This window comes from Alteromonas sp. 07-89-2 (genome assembly GCF_013113925.1).
GTDB lineage: Bacteria > Pseudomonadota > Gammaproteobacteria > Enterobacterales > Alteromonadaceae > Alteromonas > Alteromonas macleodii.
The window spans coordinates 1-18,465 of the sequence record NZ_VTYM01000036.1; the positions used below are offsets into that span (position 1 = coordinate 1).

At 44.5% G+C, this 18,465-nt stretch carries 19 protein-coding genes; 3 read left to right on the forward strand and 16 right to left on the reverse strand.

The annotated features are described in order from the left end of the window. Positions 1 to 458 precede the first annotated feature (458 nt). From F0261_RS18100 to F0261_RS18110, 3 genes are all read right to left on the reverse strand, one after another. Positions 459 to 1,304, reverse strand: coding sequence for a flagellin (locus tag F0261_RS18100; RefSeq protein WP_014978570.1), 846 nt, complete (start codon positions 1,302 to 1,304; stop codon positions 459 to 461). A 59-nt stretch (positions 1,305 to 1,363) separates the two neighbouring features. Beyond that, the gene (locus tag F0261_RS18105; protein ID WP_157187944.1) at positions 1,364 to 1,504 is read right to left on the reverse strand and encodes a hypothetical protein; all 141 of its coding nucleotides are present in this window, start codon (positions 1,502 to 1,504) and stop codon (positions 1,364 to 1,366) included. A gap of 564 nt (positions 1,505 to 2,068) precedes the next feature. Then, the gene (locus F0261_RS18110) at positions 2,069 to 2,914 is read right to left on the reverse strand and encodes a flagellin (protein WP_014978569.1); all 846 of its coding nucleotides are present in this window, start codon (positions 2,912 to 2,914) and stop codon (positions 2,069 to 2,071) included. Positions 2,915 to 3,154: 240 nt separating this feature from the next. Here F0261_RS18110 and F0261_RS18115 point away from each other — a divergent pair, with 240 nt between their 5' ends. Continuing rightward, positions 3,155 to 4,141 (forward strand): hypothetical protein, encoded by a 987-nt coding sequence (locus F0261_RS18115; protein WP_014978568.1) that lies wholly within the window; start codon positions 3,155 to 3,157, stop codon positions 4,139 to 4,141. Here F0261_RS18115 and flgL read toward each other — a convergent pair. From flgL to F0261_RS18180, 13 genes are all read right to left on the reverse strand, one after another. Further along, positions 4,138 to 5,361, reverse strand: a complete 1,224-nt coding sequence (gene flgL, locus F0261_RS18120) for a flagellar hook-associated protein FlgL (RefSeq protein WP_014978567.1) — start codon at positions 5,359 to 5,361, stop codon at positions 4,138 to 4,140. The two genes, F0261_RS18115 and flgL, sit on opposite strands and share 4 nt — an antisense overlap. A 7-nt stretch (positions 5,362 to 5,368) precedes the next feature. Next, positions 5,369 to 7,411: a flagellar hook-associated protein FlgK gene (gene flgK / locus F0261_RS18125; RefSeq protein ID WP_171338603.1), complete on the reverse strand. Its 2,043-nt coding sequence runs from the start codon at positions 7,409 to 7,411 to the stop codon at positions 5,369 to 5,371. A gap of 16 nt (positions 7,412 to 7,427) precedes the next feature. Beyond that, positions 7,428 to 8,378, reverse strand: a complete 951-nt coding sequence (gene flgJ / locus F0261_RS18130) for a flagellar assembly peptidoglycan hydrolase FlgJ (RefSeq protein WP_014978565.1) — start codon at positions 8,376 to 8,378, stop codon at positions 7,428 to 7,430. A 60-nt stretch (positions 8,379 to 8,438) separates the two neighbouring features. After that, complete coding sequence (locus F0261_RS18135) at positions 8,439 to 9,551, reverse strand: flagellar basal body P-ring protein FlgI (protein WP_014978564.1); 1,113 nt, start codon at positions 9,549 to 9,551, stop codon at positions 8,439 to 8,441. Positions 9,552 to 9,573: 22 nt separating this feature from the next. Next, on the reverse strand, positions 9,574 to 10,254 hold the full coding sequence (flgH, locus tag F0261_RS18140) for a flagellar basal body L-ring protein FlgH (protein ID WP_014948599.1): 681 nt from the start codon (positions 10,252 to 10,254) through the stop codon (positions 9,574 to 9,576). A gap of 11 nt (positions 10,255 to 10,265) precedes the next feature. After that, on the reverse strand, positions 10,266 to 11,054 hold the full coding sequence (gene flgG, locus F0261_RS18145) for a flagellar basal-body rod protein FlgG (protein WP_014948598.1): 789 nt from the start codon (positions 11,052 to 11,054) through the stop codon (positions 10,266 to 10,268). A 46-nt stretch (positions 11,055 to 11,100) separates the two neighbouring features. Beyond that, the gene (locus tag F0261_RS18150; RefSeq protein ID WP_014948597.1) at positions 11,101 to 11,844 is read right to left on the reverse strand and encodes a flagellar basal body rod protein FlgF; all 744 of its coding nucleotides are present in this window, start codon (positions 11,842 to 11,844) and stop codon (positions 11,101 to 11,103) included. Between the two features lie 225 nt (positions 11,845 to 12,069). Continuing rightward, entirely contained in the window at positions 12,070 to 13,455 is a 1,386-nt protein-coding gene (flgE, locus tag F0261_RS18155) for a flagellar hook protein FlgE (RefSeq protein WP_014948596.1), read from the reverse strand. Between the two features lie 14 nt (positions 13,456 to 13,469). Continuing rightward, positions 13,470 to 14,156, reverse strand: a complete 687-nt coding sequence (gene flgD, locus F0261_RS18160) for a flagellar hook assembly protein FlgD (protein ID WP_012517628.1) — start codon at positions 14,154 to 14,156, stop codon at positions 13,470 to 13,472. Between the two features lie 31 nt (positions 14,157 to 14,187). Further along, on the reverse strand, positions 14,188 to 14,610 hold the full coding sequence (flgC, locus tag F0261_RS18165) for a flagellar basal body rod protein FlgC (protein WP_012517627.1): 423 nt from the start codon (positions 14,608 to 14,610) through the stop codon (positions 14,188 to 14,190). A 2-nt stretch (positions 14,611 to 14,612) separates the two neighbouring features. Then, the gene (flgB, locus tag F0261_RS18170; RefSeq protein WP_014948594.1) at positions 14,613 to 15,047 is read right to left on the reverse strand and encodes a flagellar basal body rod protein FlgB; all 435 of its coding nucleotides are present in this window, start codon (positions 15,045 to 15,047) and stop codon (positions 14,613 to 14,615) included. A gap of 201 nt (positions 15,048 to 15,248) precedes the next feature. Continuing rightward, a complete protein-coding gene (locus F0261_RS18175) occupies positions 15,249 to 16,079 on the reverse strand; it encodes a protein-glutamate O-methyltransferase CheR (RefSeq protein ID WP_014978562.1) in 831 nt (276 codons plus the stop codon). Positions 16,080 to 16,094: 15 nt separating this feature from the next. Then, positions 16,095 to 17,024: a chemotaxis protein CheV gene (locus F0261_RS18180; protein WP_049586000.1), complete on the reverse strand. Its 930-nt coding sequence runs from the start codon at positions 17,022 to 17,024 to the stop codon at positions 16,095 to 16,097. Between the two features lie 277 nt (positions 17,025 to 17,301). Between F0261_RS18180 and flgA the strand changes: the two genes are divergently transcribed. Both flgA and flgM read left to right on the forward strand, forming a co-directional pair. Next, positions 17,302 to 18,018, forward strand: a complete 717-nt coding sequence (gene flgA, locus F0261_RS18185) for a flagellar basal body P-ring formation chaperone FlgA (protein WP_014948590.1) — start codon at positions 17,302 to 17,304, stop codon at positions 18,016 to 18,018. 102 nt (positions 18,019 to 18,120) lie between these two features. Beyond that, positions 18,121 to 18,450, forward strand: coding sequence for a flagellar biosynthesis anti-sigma factor FlgM (gene flgM / locus F0261_RS18190; protein ID WP_014948589.1), 330 nt, complete (start codon positions 18,121 to 18,123; stop codon positions 18,448 to 18,450). The last annotated feature ends 15 nt before the right edge of the window (positions 18,451 to 18,465 follow it).

Below are 18,465 nucleotides of genomic sequence, written 5' to 3' on the forward strand. Positions count from 1 at the left end.
AGATGTGTATAAGAGACAGCTCAGTATCTCACTATGTAAGAATTGCGTAACGCAAAGGGGGAATCGAACGGTAAGTTATCGTCGAGTTTTTGAGTTATGCTTATATACCTAGGATAGGCTATAAAGCTGGCATAGGATATGCTTAACTTAGTATGAACGAAATGTCTTGCTCAGCGTTTTGTTTGAAATTGGTGGGATGTTTCGGTAAAAATAAAAAAAGGCCGAGACAAATTAATCTCGGCCAATTTGCTCACGTTAGGAGATTGAGCAAATTCAGTTTCTGTCGGCTGGCAGGTATTTAGTAGGATAAACTGGCCTCTCAACCAACACTTCTACACTCTCAGTCCTGTTAGTCGACGCTTTCTTAAAGGGGCGGCCTTACCGGCCGCTTTCCTTTCACTAGGGGATGGCCTCTCAACTCCTTCCCTATTCAGCGTCTAAGTTCAACGTATTGATAATTAACCTAACAGAGATAATGCAGCTTGTGGGCGCTGGTTAGCCTGAGCTAGAATGGTAGTGCTCGCTTGCTGTAAAATCTGGTTACGGCTTAATTCTGCCGTTTCAGTGGCAAAGTCAGCGTCTTTAATACGCGATCTTGCCGCCGACACGTTTTCAGAGATGTTGCTCAAGTTACGAATGGTAGACTGAAAACGGTTTTGCAATGCACCTAAGTCTGCTCTTAACCCACCCACAGCAGAAATTGCTGAATCAACTGCGGTTAATAGACGAGAAGCTCCTTGCTCAGTTAAAACGTTGTCGGCCAAAATGCCTAATCCAGTTGCACTGAAGCCATTTACGCCCGCTCGTGCTAGAGCAGCAGTAGATAGGTTTACCGAAATCGTTTGACCCGCATTTGCACCTACCAAGAATTTTGCTGAGAAATCCCCCGATAAAATGTTAACACCCGCAAACTGAGTAGTTGTCGAGATTCTCGAAATTTCAGTACGTAGCGCCGACACTTCTTTTTGTAGTGCTACACGGTCAGCAGAGCTGTTAATACCGTTTTGAGACTGAATAGCAAGCGTACGAATACGCTGAAGAGCTGTCGTCGTTTCTTGCATTGCACCTTCAGCTGTTTGTGCCAATGAAATGCCGTCGTTCGCATTTCTTACCGCTTGATTCAAACCTTGAACTTGCGAAGTCATACGGTCTGTAATCTGTAGACCAGCCGCATCGTCCGCAGCGCTATTAATTCTGAAACCAGACGATAGGCGCTCAAAGGCGGTACTTAGGTTGTTGCCGGTGGTAAATAATTGACGTTGTGCATTTAATGATGACACGTTGGTATTAACAAATAGACTCATGGGTCTCTCCTAACAGTTTCGAGTATTGCGCTATTGCTTTTATTATCTGCGCGATTGTTTTAAATATTTGGCATAGCCTGTGCTTTAAGTAAGGTGTCAGAGTTAATCTGACGTTTCATTGGCACACTACCGATGAAACTTGCTAAATAGAGAATTTCATTCTCTTTGCTGGCCGGTGGGTTTGATGTTCCAGACCTCAAACCTCTCACTACCTCCTGGCTTCATTCTCGCCGGTTAGCAGCTCCACACCACTTAACAAACCTTTCTTTATATCGCCTTAAATAGAAATTACTTTAGAAAAACTAGCCATTTCATTCTAAGACAAACAAAGCGTTGATTTTCCTAACTTAAATATCCAAGATGACTAAGCAAACTTGAACATAAAACACTTTTATTCGGATGTTTATTATTGTTTTCACCCATCAGAGGAAAAAAACTAACTTTATCTCCCCTTTGTAATAGTTATCGTCCACCTATCAATTTTACTTTAGAAGTTTTTTGATAAATTTTGACGAGCAATAGGAGAACAAGAAATACCTCAATTAAATCAAAACTTTAGACAAGTCAGACCGTGGTGATTTTTTGGAAAGAGAAGAACTATAAGAAAAGTTTTTCAAAGGTGAAAAGGTATCAGCTAGCTGTCATATAACAGGAGGGTTAGCTAAAGGAAATAGAGGAGAATAAATAAAAAGGCTGGTCACGAGGCGACCAGCCTTTCATGTGCGTGGACTAGAGCACTACCTCCTGGCTCCACTATTTAATCATTAACCTAGAAGCTGCAACGCTGCCTGTGGACGCTGATTAGCCTGAGAAAGTACCGTTGTACTCGCCTGCTGGATAATCTGATTACGCGTTAGGTTAGCGGTTTCAGTTGCAAAGTCAGTATCTTTAATTTGAGAACGTGCTGCAGAAACGTTTTCTGAGATGTTACTCAAGTTTCGAATTGTTGACTGGAAGCGGTTTTGAAGCGCACCTAAGTCAGCACGTAGTCCACCGATCGCAGAAATAGCGGTGTCGATATTAGCCAGCATTGAAGAAGCATTATCACTAGTTAATACGTCCGAGCCAGTAATCCCCAAACCAGTCGCACTGAAGCCATTAACACCAGCACGTGCCAATGTAGGGCTAGATAGGTTTACAGAAATTGTCTGACCTGCGTTTGCGCCTACTAGGAATTTCGCAGAGAAATCACCCGATAGAATGTTAACGCCGGCAAATTGGGTAGTCGTAGAGATACGTGAAATCTCAGTACGTAGTGCAGACACTTCTTTTTGCAGCGCTACACGGTCAGCAGAGCTGTTGATACCGTTTTGCGATTGAATGGCAAGTGTACGAATACGCTGTAGTGCAGTCGTAGTTTCAGAAAGTGCACCTTCAGCAGTTTGCGATAGTGAAATCGCATCATTTGCGTTACGTACAGCTTGGTTAAGTCCTTGGACTTGTGAAGTCATTCGGTCGGTAATCTGTAGACCTGCGGCATCATCAGCAGCGCTGTTGATACGGAAGCCTGAAGAAAGGCGTTCAAACGACGTGCTCAAAGAATTACTAACATCAAATAGCTGACGCTGGGCATTCAATGAGGATACATTGGTATTAACGAACATAGACATAAAGTCTCTCCTACACTCTCAGTCCAGCGTTTGCTGGCAGTCGGCCTAACCGACATTTTTGTTTTAGTAGTCATCAAGACCTGAGGGGTAATTGATGAACTGGCTCTCTCAGAAACTGTATCGACACTAATTAGATTCCCTTTAGAAAAAATTACGATTTTTGCCGATAAGCGGTAAGATATTGCCGCGCAATGAAATTAAAGCGCCGCATAACTAAAGGATTTTTAAGGAAGATTTGACGTGAAAAAAAGTTTGAAGCTACTGGATATAAAACGTGTATCAAAGTCTGCAGCGCATTGCGCTTTCACTGATTTGATTGAAAATCCGTTCGACAAAAGTCGTAAAACATTGATGTGTTGCTACCGACAAGCTACTAATCATGTTAGTGCTGACGGTGTGCTTGTTGTATCAACTATTGATAAAGCTTCATTTCAAATTCGCCACAGAGTAATTATTCGAGAGAGTAATGCCGACTTACGAGATCCTAAGTTCTCACACGATGGCTCTCGCCTCATGCTCACTTCCTATGCAAAGACATACCTTGATAATGGCAAAATGGTCACAAAAATGATGACTTATTTCACCACTACGGGCCTATCTTGGTCAGGAGCTAATAGACATGGTAAGAGCGGATGGTGGCTGTGGAACCATACTTGGCATAATTCAGACGCGTATGGCTTTGCATATAATCGACCATCAAATACACTTTCGCTTTATAAGGGTGATCCAACGCGGACAATGCAATTGCATAAGGCAGAAGCGTTTAGCTTAGATAAACACAAAAAGGGCTACCCCAACGAAAGTACTATTCTATTTAATTCTAACGGCGATGCTTTTGCTTTTCTTAGGCGTGATGCCGATACATTCAGCGCACAATTTGGTACGTCAAAACCGCCTTATACCAAATGGAGCTGGCATGATTTGGGTATTTATATTGGCGGCCCTGCTGCTGTGGCGTTAGGTGAAAGCCTGTATATTGTTGCAGGAAGACATGTCGACTGGGACTCTCGCCAATTTACGACCAAAATATGGCTCTTTGATAGCGTAACTAAAACACTTACTGAACTTAATACACTGCCAAGTAATGGTGATACCAGCTACCCTGGCCTAGTGATAGAAAACGATACGCTTTATATGTCCTATTATTCTTGCCATATCGACAATCAAGCAAGAGTCTACATGGCATGTTTTTCTGGCGTAAAAGCTTTAACCTCAAAAACCGCTTAGATGTAATTAAATAAAGATAAATTCGTAACTTGCGGGAATGTAGCAAGCGCAGCGCTTAATGCCGTTTCCTGCTTTGCGAATTCTGTTGACGCTTCAGCATAATCAACATCTTGAATTGATGAACGCTGTGCCTTGGCTGCAATCTCCATGTCTAAATTGCTTTCATAGGTACTTTCAGCAATATTTAATCGACTTCCCAGAGAGGCTCGTTCGAGAGAAAGCTTTTCAAGGCCATTGTCTAATCCGACAAGTGCGTCAGCTATCGACTCTTGCAGAGCAGAATTGTCTATAGTGGAGTCCATTAAGATAGTTTGGATTTCATGAATGGACTGCGCCATACTTTTTTTCTCTGGTGCATCAAACGATAAGTCGATGCTGTCTCCCGGTGCAGCAGTAGCGTTAAATTCCATTCCTTTTATAGTGAAAGGCTGACCAGAGGTATAGGAAACTGAATCGACAACGGTGCCGGTTCCTTGATTAACGAGCTCAGCCTGTCCCGTAGCAAGAAAGTTTATGCGATAATCGTTGTTCGCCGCATTTACCGGATCGTAATTTTTATCGAAAAAGGTATCGAACGTTCCCTGTTGCTTTACAGATGCATTATTAATCGTTGCTGTACTACTAGGGTCTACTGAAAATTTAAAGCGTGAGAGCACATTTTCAAACACCTCGTATCCATTGCTTGTTGACTGAATTTTAGAGCTATTTGAAAGCTGAACAAAGCTTACACCAGGGTCACCAGCAAAGGTGATCGCATTCCCGCTTGCTGCAGGATTGTACTCAAAAGCTTGATTGCCCGATTGGTAGCCCGCATACAGATAGTTGCCATCAGCATCTTGTGTATTCATCAGATCAAACACTTCAAGTTTTATTTGCTCTAGCTCCGCGCCAATTGCGCGTTTATCAGGATCATCTAAAATTCCATTTCCAGCTTGGACTATAAGTGTTCGCGCACGGTTTATTGATTCGGTAATATTTGTAAGCACGGCTTCCTGCTGTTCGAGCGAACCTGTTACTAGATCATTGTTGCGCTGAAATTGGGTTAGCTCATCGATTTCTTCGGTTAAACGTAATACTTTTGCCGCACCAACGGGGTCGTCACTCGGAGTGATAATGCGTTTTCCAGAAGCTAGCTGCTCTTGAGTCTTTGCCAAATCGCCCTGATTTTGCATAATCGAGCGCATGTTTTGATCATAAATTTGATTCGTTGATATACGCATAACTCACCTACCTTGCTGACTGCAAAATGGTATTAAACAACTCTTGCGCCGTAGACAAAATTCGCGCTGCGGCAGCATAGCTTTGTTGATACTTTATTAAATTTGCGGCTTCTTCGTCTAAGCTAACGCCAGAGACAGACTCAAACCAATTCTGCGATTGAACCTTCATGGCTTCCGCTGAAGCAAGTGTTACTTTTGCCATCGAGGCATCTTCACCAATTCGGCCAACCATAGATGCATAAGCATCTTGGAAGGTACGTGGTGTATTCGTTGCCTCACTGCTCACTTGTACCGTATTTTCGTTTTGAATAGCCGCTAAATTAAGCGCATTACTGTTATCGTTAAAGCCATCTGTATTATAGCTGATCGAGAAACTATCCCCAGCTTTTGGCACGCCATCCAAGCTCAAATCAAAGCCTGGATCTGGGCTTATTCCCGCTTGACTAATGAGGTTAGTTAAATCAGTTGTGCCAGTTACTGTAGCTAAAACATTACCGCTTCCATCTACAACGTCGTATGTATCTGCGGCCGTAAAGTTAATTTGAGCTGGCGCTGAATTTAACAGCCCACCCGCTCCGTCAAAAGCAGAAGCGCCGACTTCTGTGTTAGATACCGTAACGTCAATAACATTTGCGCTTCCCAAATTTGTATTATTTGCTCCTGCTCTCACCGGGCTTGCAAACGCTAAATCTTCAGGGCGATTCGTCTCTAGTGTAATCTTAGACGCGATATCTTTAGTTGGCTGAATGAGAAACTCATTACCCACGGTATAGGGATCGGTTCCTGAGAAATCAACTTCAATACCACCGGGCAATTCATTAAACCCAGCTGTAACCGCGTAATTGGAATAGATAATATCATTGCCAGAAGCGTCTTTTTTCGGTGTGCCATCTGCATTTAATAGCGTAATTTCTATTTGGCTAGGCACGCCCGCAGTTACTGCCGTCACCTCAATTTTGTAGTCAGCATCCGTTAGCTCTGCACCTTTACCTTCGGTAATTTGTGCAGTTACCACATAGTCTCCATTTGTATCGCTATATGCTAATCCGCGAAACGAAGGTATATCGAAAATATTGCTACCAAGTTGGCCGTCTAAGTCCATCCCCAATTTATTTTGCGTATTCATTGCATCGGCGAATGCTACTGATAGCTGACCAACATCCCGCATTGCAGGGCCTAAAATTTCGTTTCTGTACCCGAATAAACCGCCAAGTGCGCCACCTAAATCATCTTCCACAATACGTATTGAGGCATCAGCTTTTGTCTGTGAGCCAAAGTTTGTTTCTAGTTTAAGCTGCTTGAACGTTAAGTCAGCATTGGTATTCAGTTCAAATAAATTAAATGCGCCATTTTCTAATACCAATGACTCACCAGAAGTCAGATTAATTGTTACCGCTCCATTTTGCGTGGTGCTTTCTTTAACTGTTATTCCCATGATTGAAGCGAGCTCGTCTATCGCTTGATCTCTCTCATTAAGCAATGCGCTAGGCTGGTCGCTAGTATTGTTACCATTGGCAATAACAATATTGCGGTTTAGATCGCCAATGTTGCCAATCAAGGTGTTCGCTCGGTTCACCATCGACGTGAACTCTAGGTTTAATTCTTCTTCTTTCTCCAACATATAATCAGAAAGTGTCTTCATTCGTTGGTACAAAGACTCAGATTTCCCTAACACTTGGTCGCGAGACGCTAGGTTAGTAGGATCGTCAGCAGCTGTTTGCAACGCAGCGAAGTACTCGCTCAATCCTTGGGAGATGGAGTTAGCCTCACTCGCTAATAGATTGTCAATGGCCGTTGTTTTACTAGAGAATGCCTCAAGCTCGCCGACAGAAGTAATGTCCCTGCGCAATTGGTTTTGAGCAAATACGTTGATGATACGTTCGGTATTGCCGATCTCTACGCCGAAAACTTGGCTGTTTTGAAGCTCAGTGCGCTCGCGAACATAGCCTGGCGTGTTGACGTTGGCAATATTGTTACTGGTCGTTTGTAATAGCTTACTACTGGCGTTAACACCACTGGTCGCTAATGAGAATAAATCGACAGAACTCACAATATAATCTCCAATGCTATGGCATTAACGTGCTGAGACGATCGCTGTTATACACTGCCATTATCTTGCGCGCGTATTCAGGGTCAGTAGCGTAGCCCGCTTCTTGAAGCGCATGGGTATAGCGCGCTGCGTCAGAAGCATTCTCGACAGCATGGCTGTAGCGAGGCTGTGATGTAATAAAGCGTCCATAGTCTTCCATTGCGTCTTCTACTGACGAGTAGGACCTAAAAGCAGCCTTTTGTTTTTGCGGTAGTCCATTGTTAAATTCCAACGTGTTGACTACAGCCTGCTCTCCTTGCCATCCCTTATTTGCTTTGATGCCAAATAAGTTGTGCGAGCTTTCCCCATCCGCTTTATGGATAACGAATTTCCCCCACCCGGTTTCAACCGCGGCTTGGGAAATTATTGCTTTAGGATCCATTCCGTATTTTGCTGCCACTTTCTCAGCTATTGGCATTAGGCTCTCTACAAACTGCTCGGGACTTTCGAACATGGCATCTTTTTGTGCTGACTGGCTGCGAATAGACTGCGAAGAAAGGGCAATATCCTGCGCCTCAGCTACGTTATACACACGGTTTCTGTTAAGTGATGATAAGTCGCCGTCACTTCTGATTACACTGGCAGGCGTATAGCTATCCTCAGTTTGACCTAACTGTTTAACAATGACATCAGCGAGACCTAAACCGCCACCGGAAGTGAGGTCTGTCGCTAGCTGTTGGTCGTGCATATCACGATAAAACTTAACTTGCTGTGAATTAAATGGGCTATTTTCGTCAGCAAGGGCATCTTGCGCTTTACGCATTGACTTCAACATCATTTGCACAAATATCGCTTCAAACTGCTGGGCAGCTTCTTGCAATACCGTCTCGTCGCCCGACGCAATGGCTTCACGCATTTTGTTTATGCTGCCCATATCGTGGACATTGCGAGCCATATCAAGCTGACTTTTTGTGCTAAGTGATTCCATCGTGCTTATTCCGCTGTGACCTTATTTTTACTAACGTCTCGTAAATGCTCTTTGCTCGTTTTAAATAATAACGAGCTCTCCACGCAATGCGCCTGCTTGACGTAATGCTTCCAAAATTGCCATTAAATCGCCCGGCGCAGCGCCCACCTCATTTACCGCGCGCACAAGCTGGTCCAGAGTAACGCCTGGCTCAAACTTAAACATGCGGCTATCTGCCAAATCGACGTCAACAATCGACTGAGTGGTAACGGCAGTCTGCCCTTCACCAAACGCGTTAGGTTGAGAAACTTGCTGATTTTCAGAGATGGTCACCGTTAGCCCGCCGTGAGTAATTGCTGCTGGTAACAAGCGAACGTCACTGCCAATAACAATGGTGCCTGTGCGGCTGTTTATTACCACACGCGCTGGCGCATCTGCCGGAGTGAACTCAAAGTTTTCGAGAGTAGCCAAGAAGCCTACTCGCTGACCTACATCGCGCGGCGCGGTAACTCTTACAGATGCTGCATCAATGGGCTTAGCAATAACATAGCCATTTTCCGGCTGTGCACCTAAGCGCTCGTTGATCGTATCTGCAAGCGACTTGGCTGTTGAGAAATCTGGATAATGGAGGTTAAGCGTTAACGTGTCGCCATTGGCAAAGCCTGTTGGTACAGATTGCTCTACCATCGCACCGTTTGGAATTCTGCCTACCGTTGGCGTATTAACGACAATACGAGAGCCATCACCGCCTTGTGCGCCAAACCCGCTCACGACTAAGCTGCCTTGCGCTACAGCGTAGACTTTACCGTCAACACCGCGAAGAAACGTTTGGAGCAGCGTTCCGCCTTGAAGACTGGCCGCCTCGCCAACTGAAGAAACCGTAATATCAATGGTTTGTCCGGGTTTTGCAAAAGCAGGCAGGTCGGCGTGTACCGCCACTGCGGCCACGTTTCGTATTTTTGGCTTGGTGTTAGCGTCAAGACTGATACCAAAGTTACGCAACATGGTTCTGAAACTTTGTTCGGTAAACGGGCTTTGTTCACCCGTTCCAGGCAAACCTACAACAAGACCATATCCCACTAACTGGTTACTACGTACGCCTTGAATACTCGCTACATCTTTAATGCGCTGCGCACCTGCCTGTAAAGATAAAAGCATTGTGAAAACGGCTAATACTACTGAAAACAAACGCATGTTCACTCTCCTATCCTAAAACCTAAAGAGGCCACCAAGCAGAATCAAAGAACTTGGTTAACCAACCCTTTTCTTGTGCTCGCGCAAAACTTCCCGTACCCGAATATTGGATACGCGCATTTGCAACCTTAGTGGACACGATTTCATTCTCGGGACTAATGTCTGCCGGACGAATGATGCCGGTAAGACGGATATATTCATCGCCCTGATTCAGGGTTAGCCACTTTTCGCCACGAATAACAAGGTTGCTGTTAGGAAGTACGTCGACCACGGTAACGGAGATAGCACCGTTTAAGCTGTTGCTTTGGTTAGCTGTGGCATCACCGGAGAAATCTCGGGATGAACTTATTCCCAATTGTACGGACTCTCCGCCAATATTTATCGCTTGCCCAGCAAGCCCGGTAATAGGGTTAAGATTGACGTTTGAATCTTTCGCTGTGCTAGTGTCGGCTGATTTGCTCGCTTGGGTATTCTCGCTTAACGTTACAGTGATGATGTCACCGACTCTTCTTGCAGTAACGTCAGAATATAAGTTGTTAGCCAGCTGCGAACGAAAAAGCGAGCCATCCTCTACTACCGTTTCACGCGGGTAATCTGGCACTACCGGTGCAAACGACGGGTCGTTTGCCTGAACGGGAGGCTCGTTTGTACTGGCGCAACCGCCAAGTATCAGAAGTGCAGCAGATAAACCTAAAATACGCATGATGCTACCTACTAAAGTTGCTGAATAACCTGACCAAGCATTTGGTCGACCGATGAGATAACCTTTGAGTTCATCTCATACAAGCGCTGGCTTTCGATAAGGTTTACTAACTCTTCGGTCACGTTTACGTTAGAGGTTTCCAACGTGCCTTGTGAGATATAACCCAAACCTTGCAGACCAGGGATCCCCTGAATAGGCGCACCGCTTGACGCTGTCTCTACATAAAGGTTTTGTCCGGTTGGTTGTAATCCGGTTGGGTTAACAAAGTCAGAAATATTAAGCTGACCGAGTACCTGCGGTTCAGCTTGGCCCCGTATGCTCACACTAATTTCACCATCTTGAGAAATTGTGATTTGTTGCGCATCTTCGGGAATAGCCACTTCAGGCTGAAGCAAAAAGCCCGCGCCAGATGTAACAATTTGGCCTTGGTCGTTCAGTGAAAACTGACCATTTCTTGAATATGCTATGGTGCCGTCGGGCTGCAATATTTCAAAGTAACCACGGCCTTGAATTGACATATCAAGAGCGTTTTCAGTGGTTAACAGGTTACCTTGCGTGTGTGCTTTTTGAGTAGCAACGACCTTCGAGCCTGAACCAAGCATAAGCCCAGAAGGTAGCTCTGTGTCAGCAGACGAACGACCGCCTGGCTGATTGATATTCTGATAAAGCAAATCTTCAAACACCGCGCGGTCTTTTTTAAAGCCCACTGTTGATGCGTTTGCTAGGTTGTTAGACACCACTGCCACATCGGTCTGTGCGGCGTCTAGTCCGGTTTTACTTATCCATAGTGCTGGATGCATGATAACCTCCGACGTTGCTCATAGGGCAACGGTGATAAAAATTCTTTTACAGGATGCGTAGTAGCTGATTACCGCGAGTATCAAGCTCTTCTGCTTGCTTCATCATTTTGACTTGAAGCTCGTAGTGACGCTGCAGACTTATCATGTCCACCATTTCGTCAACCGCATTGACGTTGGAACCTTCAAGCATGCCCGACATTACTTTTACGTTGGCATTGGCTGGCGCTATTGAGCCATCTTCCATTCTAAATAAGCCGTCGTTCCCACGTTCCATGTCTGCATAGTTTGGGCTAACTAATTTAAGTCGCCCCACTTCTTCAATAACATTGGCAGGGGCACCTAACTGTCTCATTGACAACGTACCATCGGCCGCAATATTGAGATTATCTAAAGGAACAGGAAGGAATATTGGCCCATTGTCACCAAGCACGACGCGATCGTGGATATCTGTCAAAATTCCGTCATCGCCCAACTTGAAATTTCCATCACGCGAGTAAGCTTCTTGACCATTTTGATCTTGTACAGCGAACCAACCATCACCTTGAATGGCTACGTCTAAATCGCGGTCTGTTTTAATCATTGGGCCCGACTCGTAATTATTCGACGGGCTTTCTGTCATGGAAAACACACGAGTCGGCAAACCTTCGCCGTAGGCCGGCATTGACCTTGCCTGCTCTAACTGCGCTCTGAATCCCGTTGTCTGTGCATTAGCCAAGTTATTGGCCCTAATCCCTGTTCCTAGTAGGTCTTGGGAGGCGCCACTTGCTGAAATATAGAGAAGTTTGTCCATGACTGACTTTTGACTCTGATTAAACCTTAAACAAGATTTTGCAAAGGCAGTGCCAATCTGTGGATATTTAGTGCAATTGAAAAATAAGGGCGGTATTGAATTGATATATATAGAAAAATAAAAAAGGTCGCATTGTTGCGACCTTTCTAAATCGGGTCAAATAGGTACAGTTTTCCGCGCCTAAAATTTGCCGCTTAGCAATCTGCTAATGTAGCTTACTGCAAACTATCGAATGTTAAGGATAGTCTGGTTTAGCGAGTTGTTCACTTCAAGCGCACGCGAGTTTGCCTGGAAGTTACGCTGAGCGATAATCATGTCGATGAGCTCAGTGGTAAGGTTAACGTTAGCTTGTTCTAGCGCCGAAGAGTTAATTTCGCCGAAAGTACCGGTTGTTGCTTCACCCGCTAGTGCCTCACCTGAAAGAATACTTTCCTTCCACTGAGTACTGCTCTCTTGAGTTAGGCCTTGTTCATTAGAAAAGCGAACCAAAGCGACACGAACAATAGGTTCAGACGTACCATTAGAGAACGTTGCACGAACCAAGCCATCCGGACCAATGTCGATACCTGTTAATCGACCTACAGGTAAACCGTCTTGTTCTAGTGAAGTAACTTCAAACGCAGAGGCGAACTGAGTCGGCTCATTAGGCGTCGCGTTATTAACATCGAGGTTGAAATCAATGCTTATTTGCTGCGTAGGATCTGAGCCATTAGCAAGAATACCTGCGCCTAACGCTTCTGTTTGCATTTTGAAATCAAGTGTAGGTAGGCCATCAGGCGTTTCCATGCCAGCAAAATCACCGCCTTGAGAGAAGATAAGTTTAGATGCTGTTACGGCGTTACCAGTGTTACCACCGACACTATTTACTGCTGTTGCTGGGTCTGTGTCATTACCCGCTGAATCTGTCATATCAACTAGCGTGTCATCAATTGCAGTAGCAACATACCACTCATTATCAACACCCGGTGTCGCATCCTTTATGAAGTAATAGGTCATTACGTGACTATCACCTAACGAATCGTAAACGGTTACCGATGTTGCCGCGTTGTAGGTAAGCGGATCTTCAGGGTCAAAATCTTGTGGATCTAGGGCTGCATCACCAGCAGGCAAGTTCATTCGAATGTCAACTTCTGTGGTTTGTGCGGGAGAACCCGAAGAGTCTGGAATACGCACTGGCTCAGTAGTACTAAGTGCTACCGAGGCACTTGTACCATCAGAGTTAACGGGGAAACCCAATAAGTTATCGCCATTACTGTTAACCACGAAATTGTCGCTATCTAACTTGAACTGACCCGCACGTGTGAACGAGAAGTCGCGAGACGTAATTTCAGGTACTGTCGCAAAGAAACCATTACCCGTGATCGCCAAATCAAGCGAGGTATTGGTAAACTGAAGGCTACCTTGAGAAAATTGCTGAGCAACTTCTTGAGTGAGTACACCGTCACCTACTTTAGTTTTACCACCTGAAAGCAGTGATGCCGCATAAACATCGCCAAATTCAGCGCGAGATTCTTTAAAGCCAACTGTATTTACGTTTGCGATGTTGTTGGCGGTTACATCCAAATCTTTTTGTGCGGCTGAAACGCCACTCAGTGCAATATTAAAAGACATTATTGATTCTCCTACTAACTGCCGATTTGAATGACGTCATCAAGATTGATACTGACATCACCATCCAAATTCAAAATTACGCCTTGACCACTACCAGCCAAGCTTACACTTCCAACATGGCGATTAACGGCGGTATTCAGCTGAACACCTTCTCCATTCAACTCGCCAGTGGCACTGATAACATATTCACCCGGTGCCATCTGGTTGCCATGCTTATCTTTGCCATCCCATTCAAACTCAATGTTGCCAGCGCTTTGTGTGCCTGCATCAATGGTTTTTATGACTTCACCAAACTGGTTCTCAATAGTGATCGTCATATTCTGAACTGTTTTTTCATTCACGATGACACCCGAAATGCCATCGCCTTCATTGGCCATATAACCCACGTTACCTTGAACCAGCACGTTTTGCCCGATAAGACTAGAGGCTTGTAACGCTTGATTCGATGTCATTGAAGCTGCAAACGACTCAAACTTTTCGTTAAGCTGGGAAATACCGTCGGCCATCGTAAATGATGTCATCTGCGCTACCATTTGATCGTTATCAACGGGTGCAGTGGGATCCTGATTGGCTAACTGCTCAGTTAACATTGAGAAGAAATCTTCCTGGGTTAACTGCTGCTCGGTGCCGTCAGCTATTTTGACGGTTTCCTCTTGCCAATACAGATCAGTATTTAAGCCAGTATTGTTTATGGTATTCACTGAGTAATCCTCACATTATTCAAGCGGCAAGTTACTGCCCTTGACCTAGCTGCAGTACGCGACGGAAAATACGCTTTGTGGTGTCCGCAACCTGCACGTTAGTTTCATACGCTTTGGACGCTGACATCATATTTGCCATCTCTTCCACAATGTTCACGTTGGGTTTATAGATGTAGCCGTTTTCATCTGCCATCGGGTTGTTAGGTGAATACTCCACTTGCAAAGGAGCATCACTTTCTACAATACCCTTTACTTGAACACCTGCACCTTTTGACTGATCGCGCATTGCATCTTGCAACGCCGTAGCGAAAACTGGATGGCGAGCTCGGTATGTTTCGTCATAGCTGCTGCTAACCGAGTTAGCGTTGGCAATATTACTTGCCGTAGTATTAAGACGTACATTCTCCGCCTCCATACCCGTACTCGAAATTTGCATTACATTAAATAAACTCATGACTACTGACCTCCTGAGCTAAGCGCTTTTTTCATGCCTTTAATTTTTCCGTTCAAAAATTCTAGGCTGGCTTGGTAGCGCAATCCATTGTCTAAAAACCGATTTCTTTCCGCTTGAACTTCAACCGTGTTACCGTCGCCAGTGTCTGGTTGTGTTGGGATGCGGTATTGCATGTCAAAGTTTGCCGCTACTGACGTAGAATTGCCGCTTAAGTGGCGATCATTTGTCCGCACCATTCCTGAAGAAGCGTGATTGGCTGTACCACCAGATGCTTCTCGCATAGCCGACTGCATTGCTTTATTAAAATCAATGTCCCGCGCTTTATAACCAGGCGTGTTTGCGTTCGCTAGATTTCCAGAAATCACTTCCATACGCTCTGTGCGTATAGTGAGTGCTGACTCATGAAAGCCAACCAGCTTATCTAGGTTAATAGCCATAACATGACCTCTGACATACTAAAAATTTGTTCGTGGTGACAATGTAAGCGGACAATTAAATATCGAATCTTGCCGTTTTACTGTCGTTTGTAGAAATAGTTAGCAAGGCAAATGCCATAATGAGATTTTGACGGAGGGTGTAAGTCAAAAGTGTCGACCTGATCGTAAAAAAAGTATTATTTATCAGGCCGATAAGTTAGATCATTTTTTTTGATAGTAAAGGCCAGGGTGGCACTTAACCATACTGTAGGTATCACTTGCAGCGCTGATTGATTCTGAGGCGCCAAGGAAAAGCACACCCTGAGGCTGCAGCTGTCCGGCAATTTGTTGCAGGATGCGTTGTTTTACTTCGGCCGAGAAATAAATCAAAACATTACGGCAAAAAACGATATCAAAGCGGCCAAGTGCTGCATAGCTCGAAAGTAAATTTAGACTTCTAAAGCTTACCATCCGACGAACGTCGGGTTTTACCTGCATTAGCCCGCTATCATTTTGCTGGAAAAAGGCCTGTCTCCTTTGCGGGGACAATCCCCTTGCAAGGGACAGTTCGTCATAAATACCTAACTCACACTTTTGCAGCATTTCTGACGATAAATCTGTAGCAACAATTTCAACACCCGCTCTTAATGCACCTGGCCTTTGGCGCTGATATTCAAGTACAGACATCGCAATAGAATAAGGCTCTTGTCCAGACGAACAAGCGGCACTCCATATGCGAAGCTTCTGATTTTTTGCCGATAGTGTTGGTAGTAACTCTTTTACAAGTAAATCGAAGGGATAGTTGTCTCGAAACCACAACGTTTCGTTTGTGGTCATTGCGTCAATAACGTTCTGTAGTAAAGTTCTGTCGAACCCTTTCACAACCACGTCAATCAGTTCGTCAACAGACTCATACTTATGCTTATAGAGTAATGAAGCTAAACGGCTGCGCACCAGGTATTGTTTATTATCACCTAATACTATGCCGCATTGCTTTTCCAAAAACTCTCTAAACTTGAGGTAACTTGCTGGCGAAACGTCTTTATTAGCCAATCCTATCTTGCTCCGTTATTCGCACTCAGCCATTAGCCACTTTTGTACCGCGGTAGCAAGTTCATCGGGGTGGAATTTCGCGATAAAGTCATCAGCCCCTACTTTTTGCACCATAGCTTGGTTGAAGACACCACTGAGCGACGTATGCAATACAACATGAAGCTTTTGAAGTTCAGGCGTATTTTTAATTTCGGCGGTTAGTGTATAGCCGTCCATTTCAGGCATCTCGATATCTGAGACCAGCACGCCTACACGGTTCGTTACATCGCCGTACTCTTCCGCAATTTCTTTAAGCCTGTTTAATGCTTCAAGACCGTTTTTAGCGAGCTCAATCTCAAGACCCAGTGAAGTAAGCGCCTTTTTAACTTGGTTTCGCGCTACCGCAGAGTCATCTGCAATAAAGATAATTTTGTTTTCTTGGCCTTCGGTTGTCAGACCTTCTGCCACCTCTGAACTTACTTCGGCATTCAACGGAGAAATTTCGTTTAAAATTTTCTCAACGTCTAGAATTTCAATAAGTTCATTTTCAACTTCAGTCACCGCCGTTAAATAGCTTGCTCTGCCGGTGCCTTGAGGTGGCGGCATGATCGCATCCCAATTGGTGTTGATAATACGCTCTACGGCACCCACCAAAAAGCCCTGAACTGAACGGTTATATTCCGCAATGACAATAAAGGCATTAGAGAGATCTTCAATTTTACGGCCGCGTGTTGCCATACTTAAATCAATGACCGATATGGTTTGACCACGGATGTGCGCCACACCACGAACCAACGGGTTTAATTTCGGCATTGCTGTTAGCGGAGGACACTGAAGCACTTCCCGCACTTTAAAAACGTTAATTCCAAAGCGTTGGCGGCCGTTCAGTCTAAACAGCAGCAACTCTAAGCGATTCTGCCCAACAAGCTGCGTGCGCTGGTTTACTGAATCTAAAATCCCCGACATAGGTCACCTCTAAGTAATACTGGGCATGATCATTGCCTCTTATGATAAAGATAGACAATATCACTAAATTTTTGCAGGTCAAACGACAGAAAAATGACACTAAATAGCATCTTTCAGTCTTTAGTAGGGTTTATACCTTAACTTAGTCAATGATCCTGCGTTGACGCTCGTGCTTGTAAACCTTATGGATTTACTTTGGCTGTTATTTATTTGCACTAAGCAAACCGGCCGTATTAAGCATAGTCAATAACTTGTAAACTGAACACGAAAAGTCATGATGAAAAATATGAACGCCAAAACGCGCCTTACATTCACACGATTACTGTCATTGACCGTTTTCAGTGTGCTTTCTATGAACTGCTTGGCGACACAAACCAATCACAAACAGGTTGAAGAAGGCGCAAAACAATACCTAATAACTCAACTTGCTGATAATACGCAGGATACTAGCATTGATGTGTCTATTGTGAAGATAGACGATAGGATAAATATTCCTGACTGCCCAACTGGGTTCGAATACAATGCGTCGCAAGAAGCGCTGAGCCAATCGTATATATCAGTTAGAGTGAGCTGTAGAAATAATGAATGGTACCTTTTTACCAGCGGGCAAGTAACGCGTACCAAAGAAATTGTTGTCACTCAAGGCGCAATAAGTCCAGGAACCGTACTGACATCATCGAATCTCTCTCTGGCAAAAGTTGATGTAAGACGATTACGCCATACCGCATTTACTGAGCTAGAAGCACTTATTGGGGCTAGAATAAAACGCCGAGTGACTGACGGACAAGCTATACAGTCAAATATGCTATGCTTTGTGTGCAAAGGCGACAGAATTACCATAACTGCTGAGGTAGCAGGTATGGAAGTGAAAACAGCCGGAATCGCTCAGCAAGACGGTGTTGTTGGTGACAATATTAAGGTAATTAATGCCAGTAGCCAAAAGGCGGTGATAGCAAGAGTCGCAAGCCCTGAAGAAGTCGTGATACACTTATAAACGAGGCAGCGAATATCTACTTTTTTGTTCACAATTTAGCTAAAGAAATTAGCCAAAAGGCCGATACACTTTACAGAGGCGAAAAAGTAGTGAGGACTAATTATGGCAATTAACAATATAAACAATGGGTTACCGAAAACACCCGTTGATAATGGAAAGGTTGCGCAGCAAAACCAAACGCAGCAATCTCCACAGCAGGCATCAACACAGGCTGCGCAAACCGCATCAGTTCCGCGTCAGGATTCTGTATCGTTGACGCAATCTGCTCAGCAGCTCAACCAGGTTCAGAAGAAAGGTTCGGAAGCGCCTGTGAACCAAGATAAAGTCGATCGCCTTAAGCGAGCGATTCAAAGTGGCGAGTATAAAGTTAATCCTGAAGTGCTTGCCAACAAGATTGCAAAACTAGAAGGTGAGATTTTTGGCGCTAAATAGTGAGCGACAAAACTC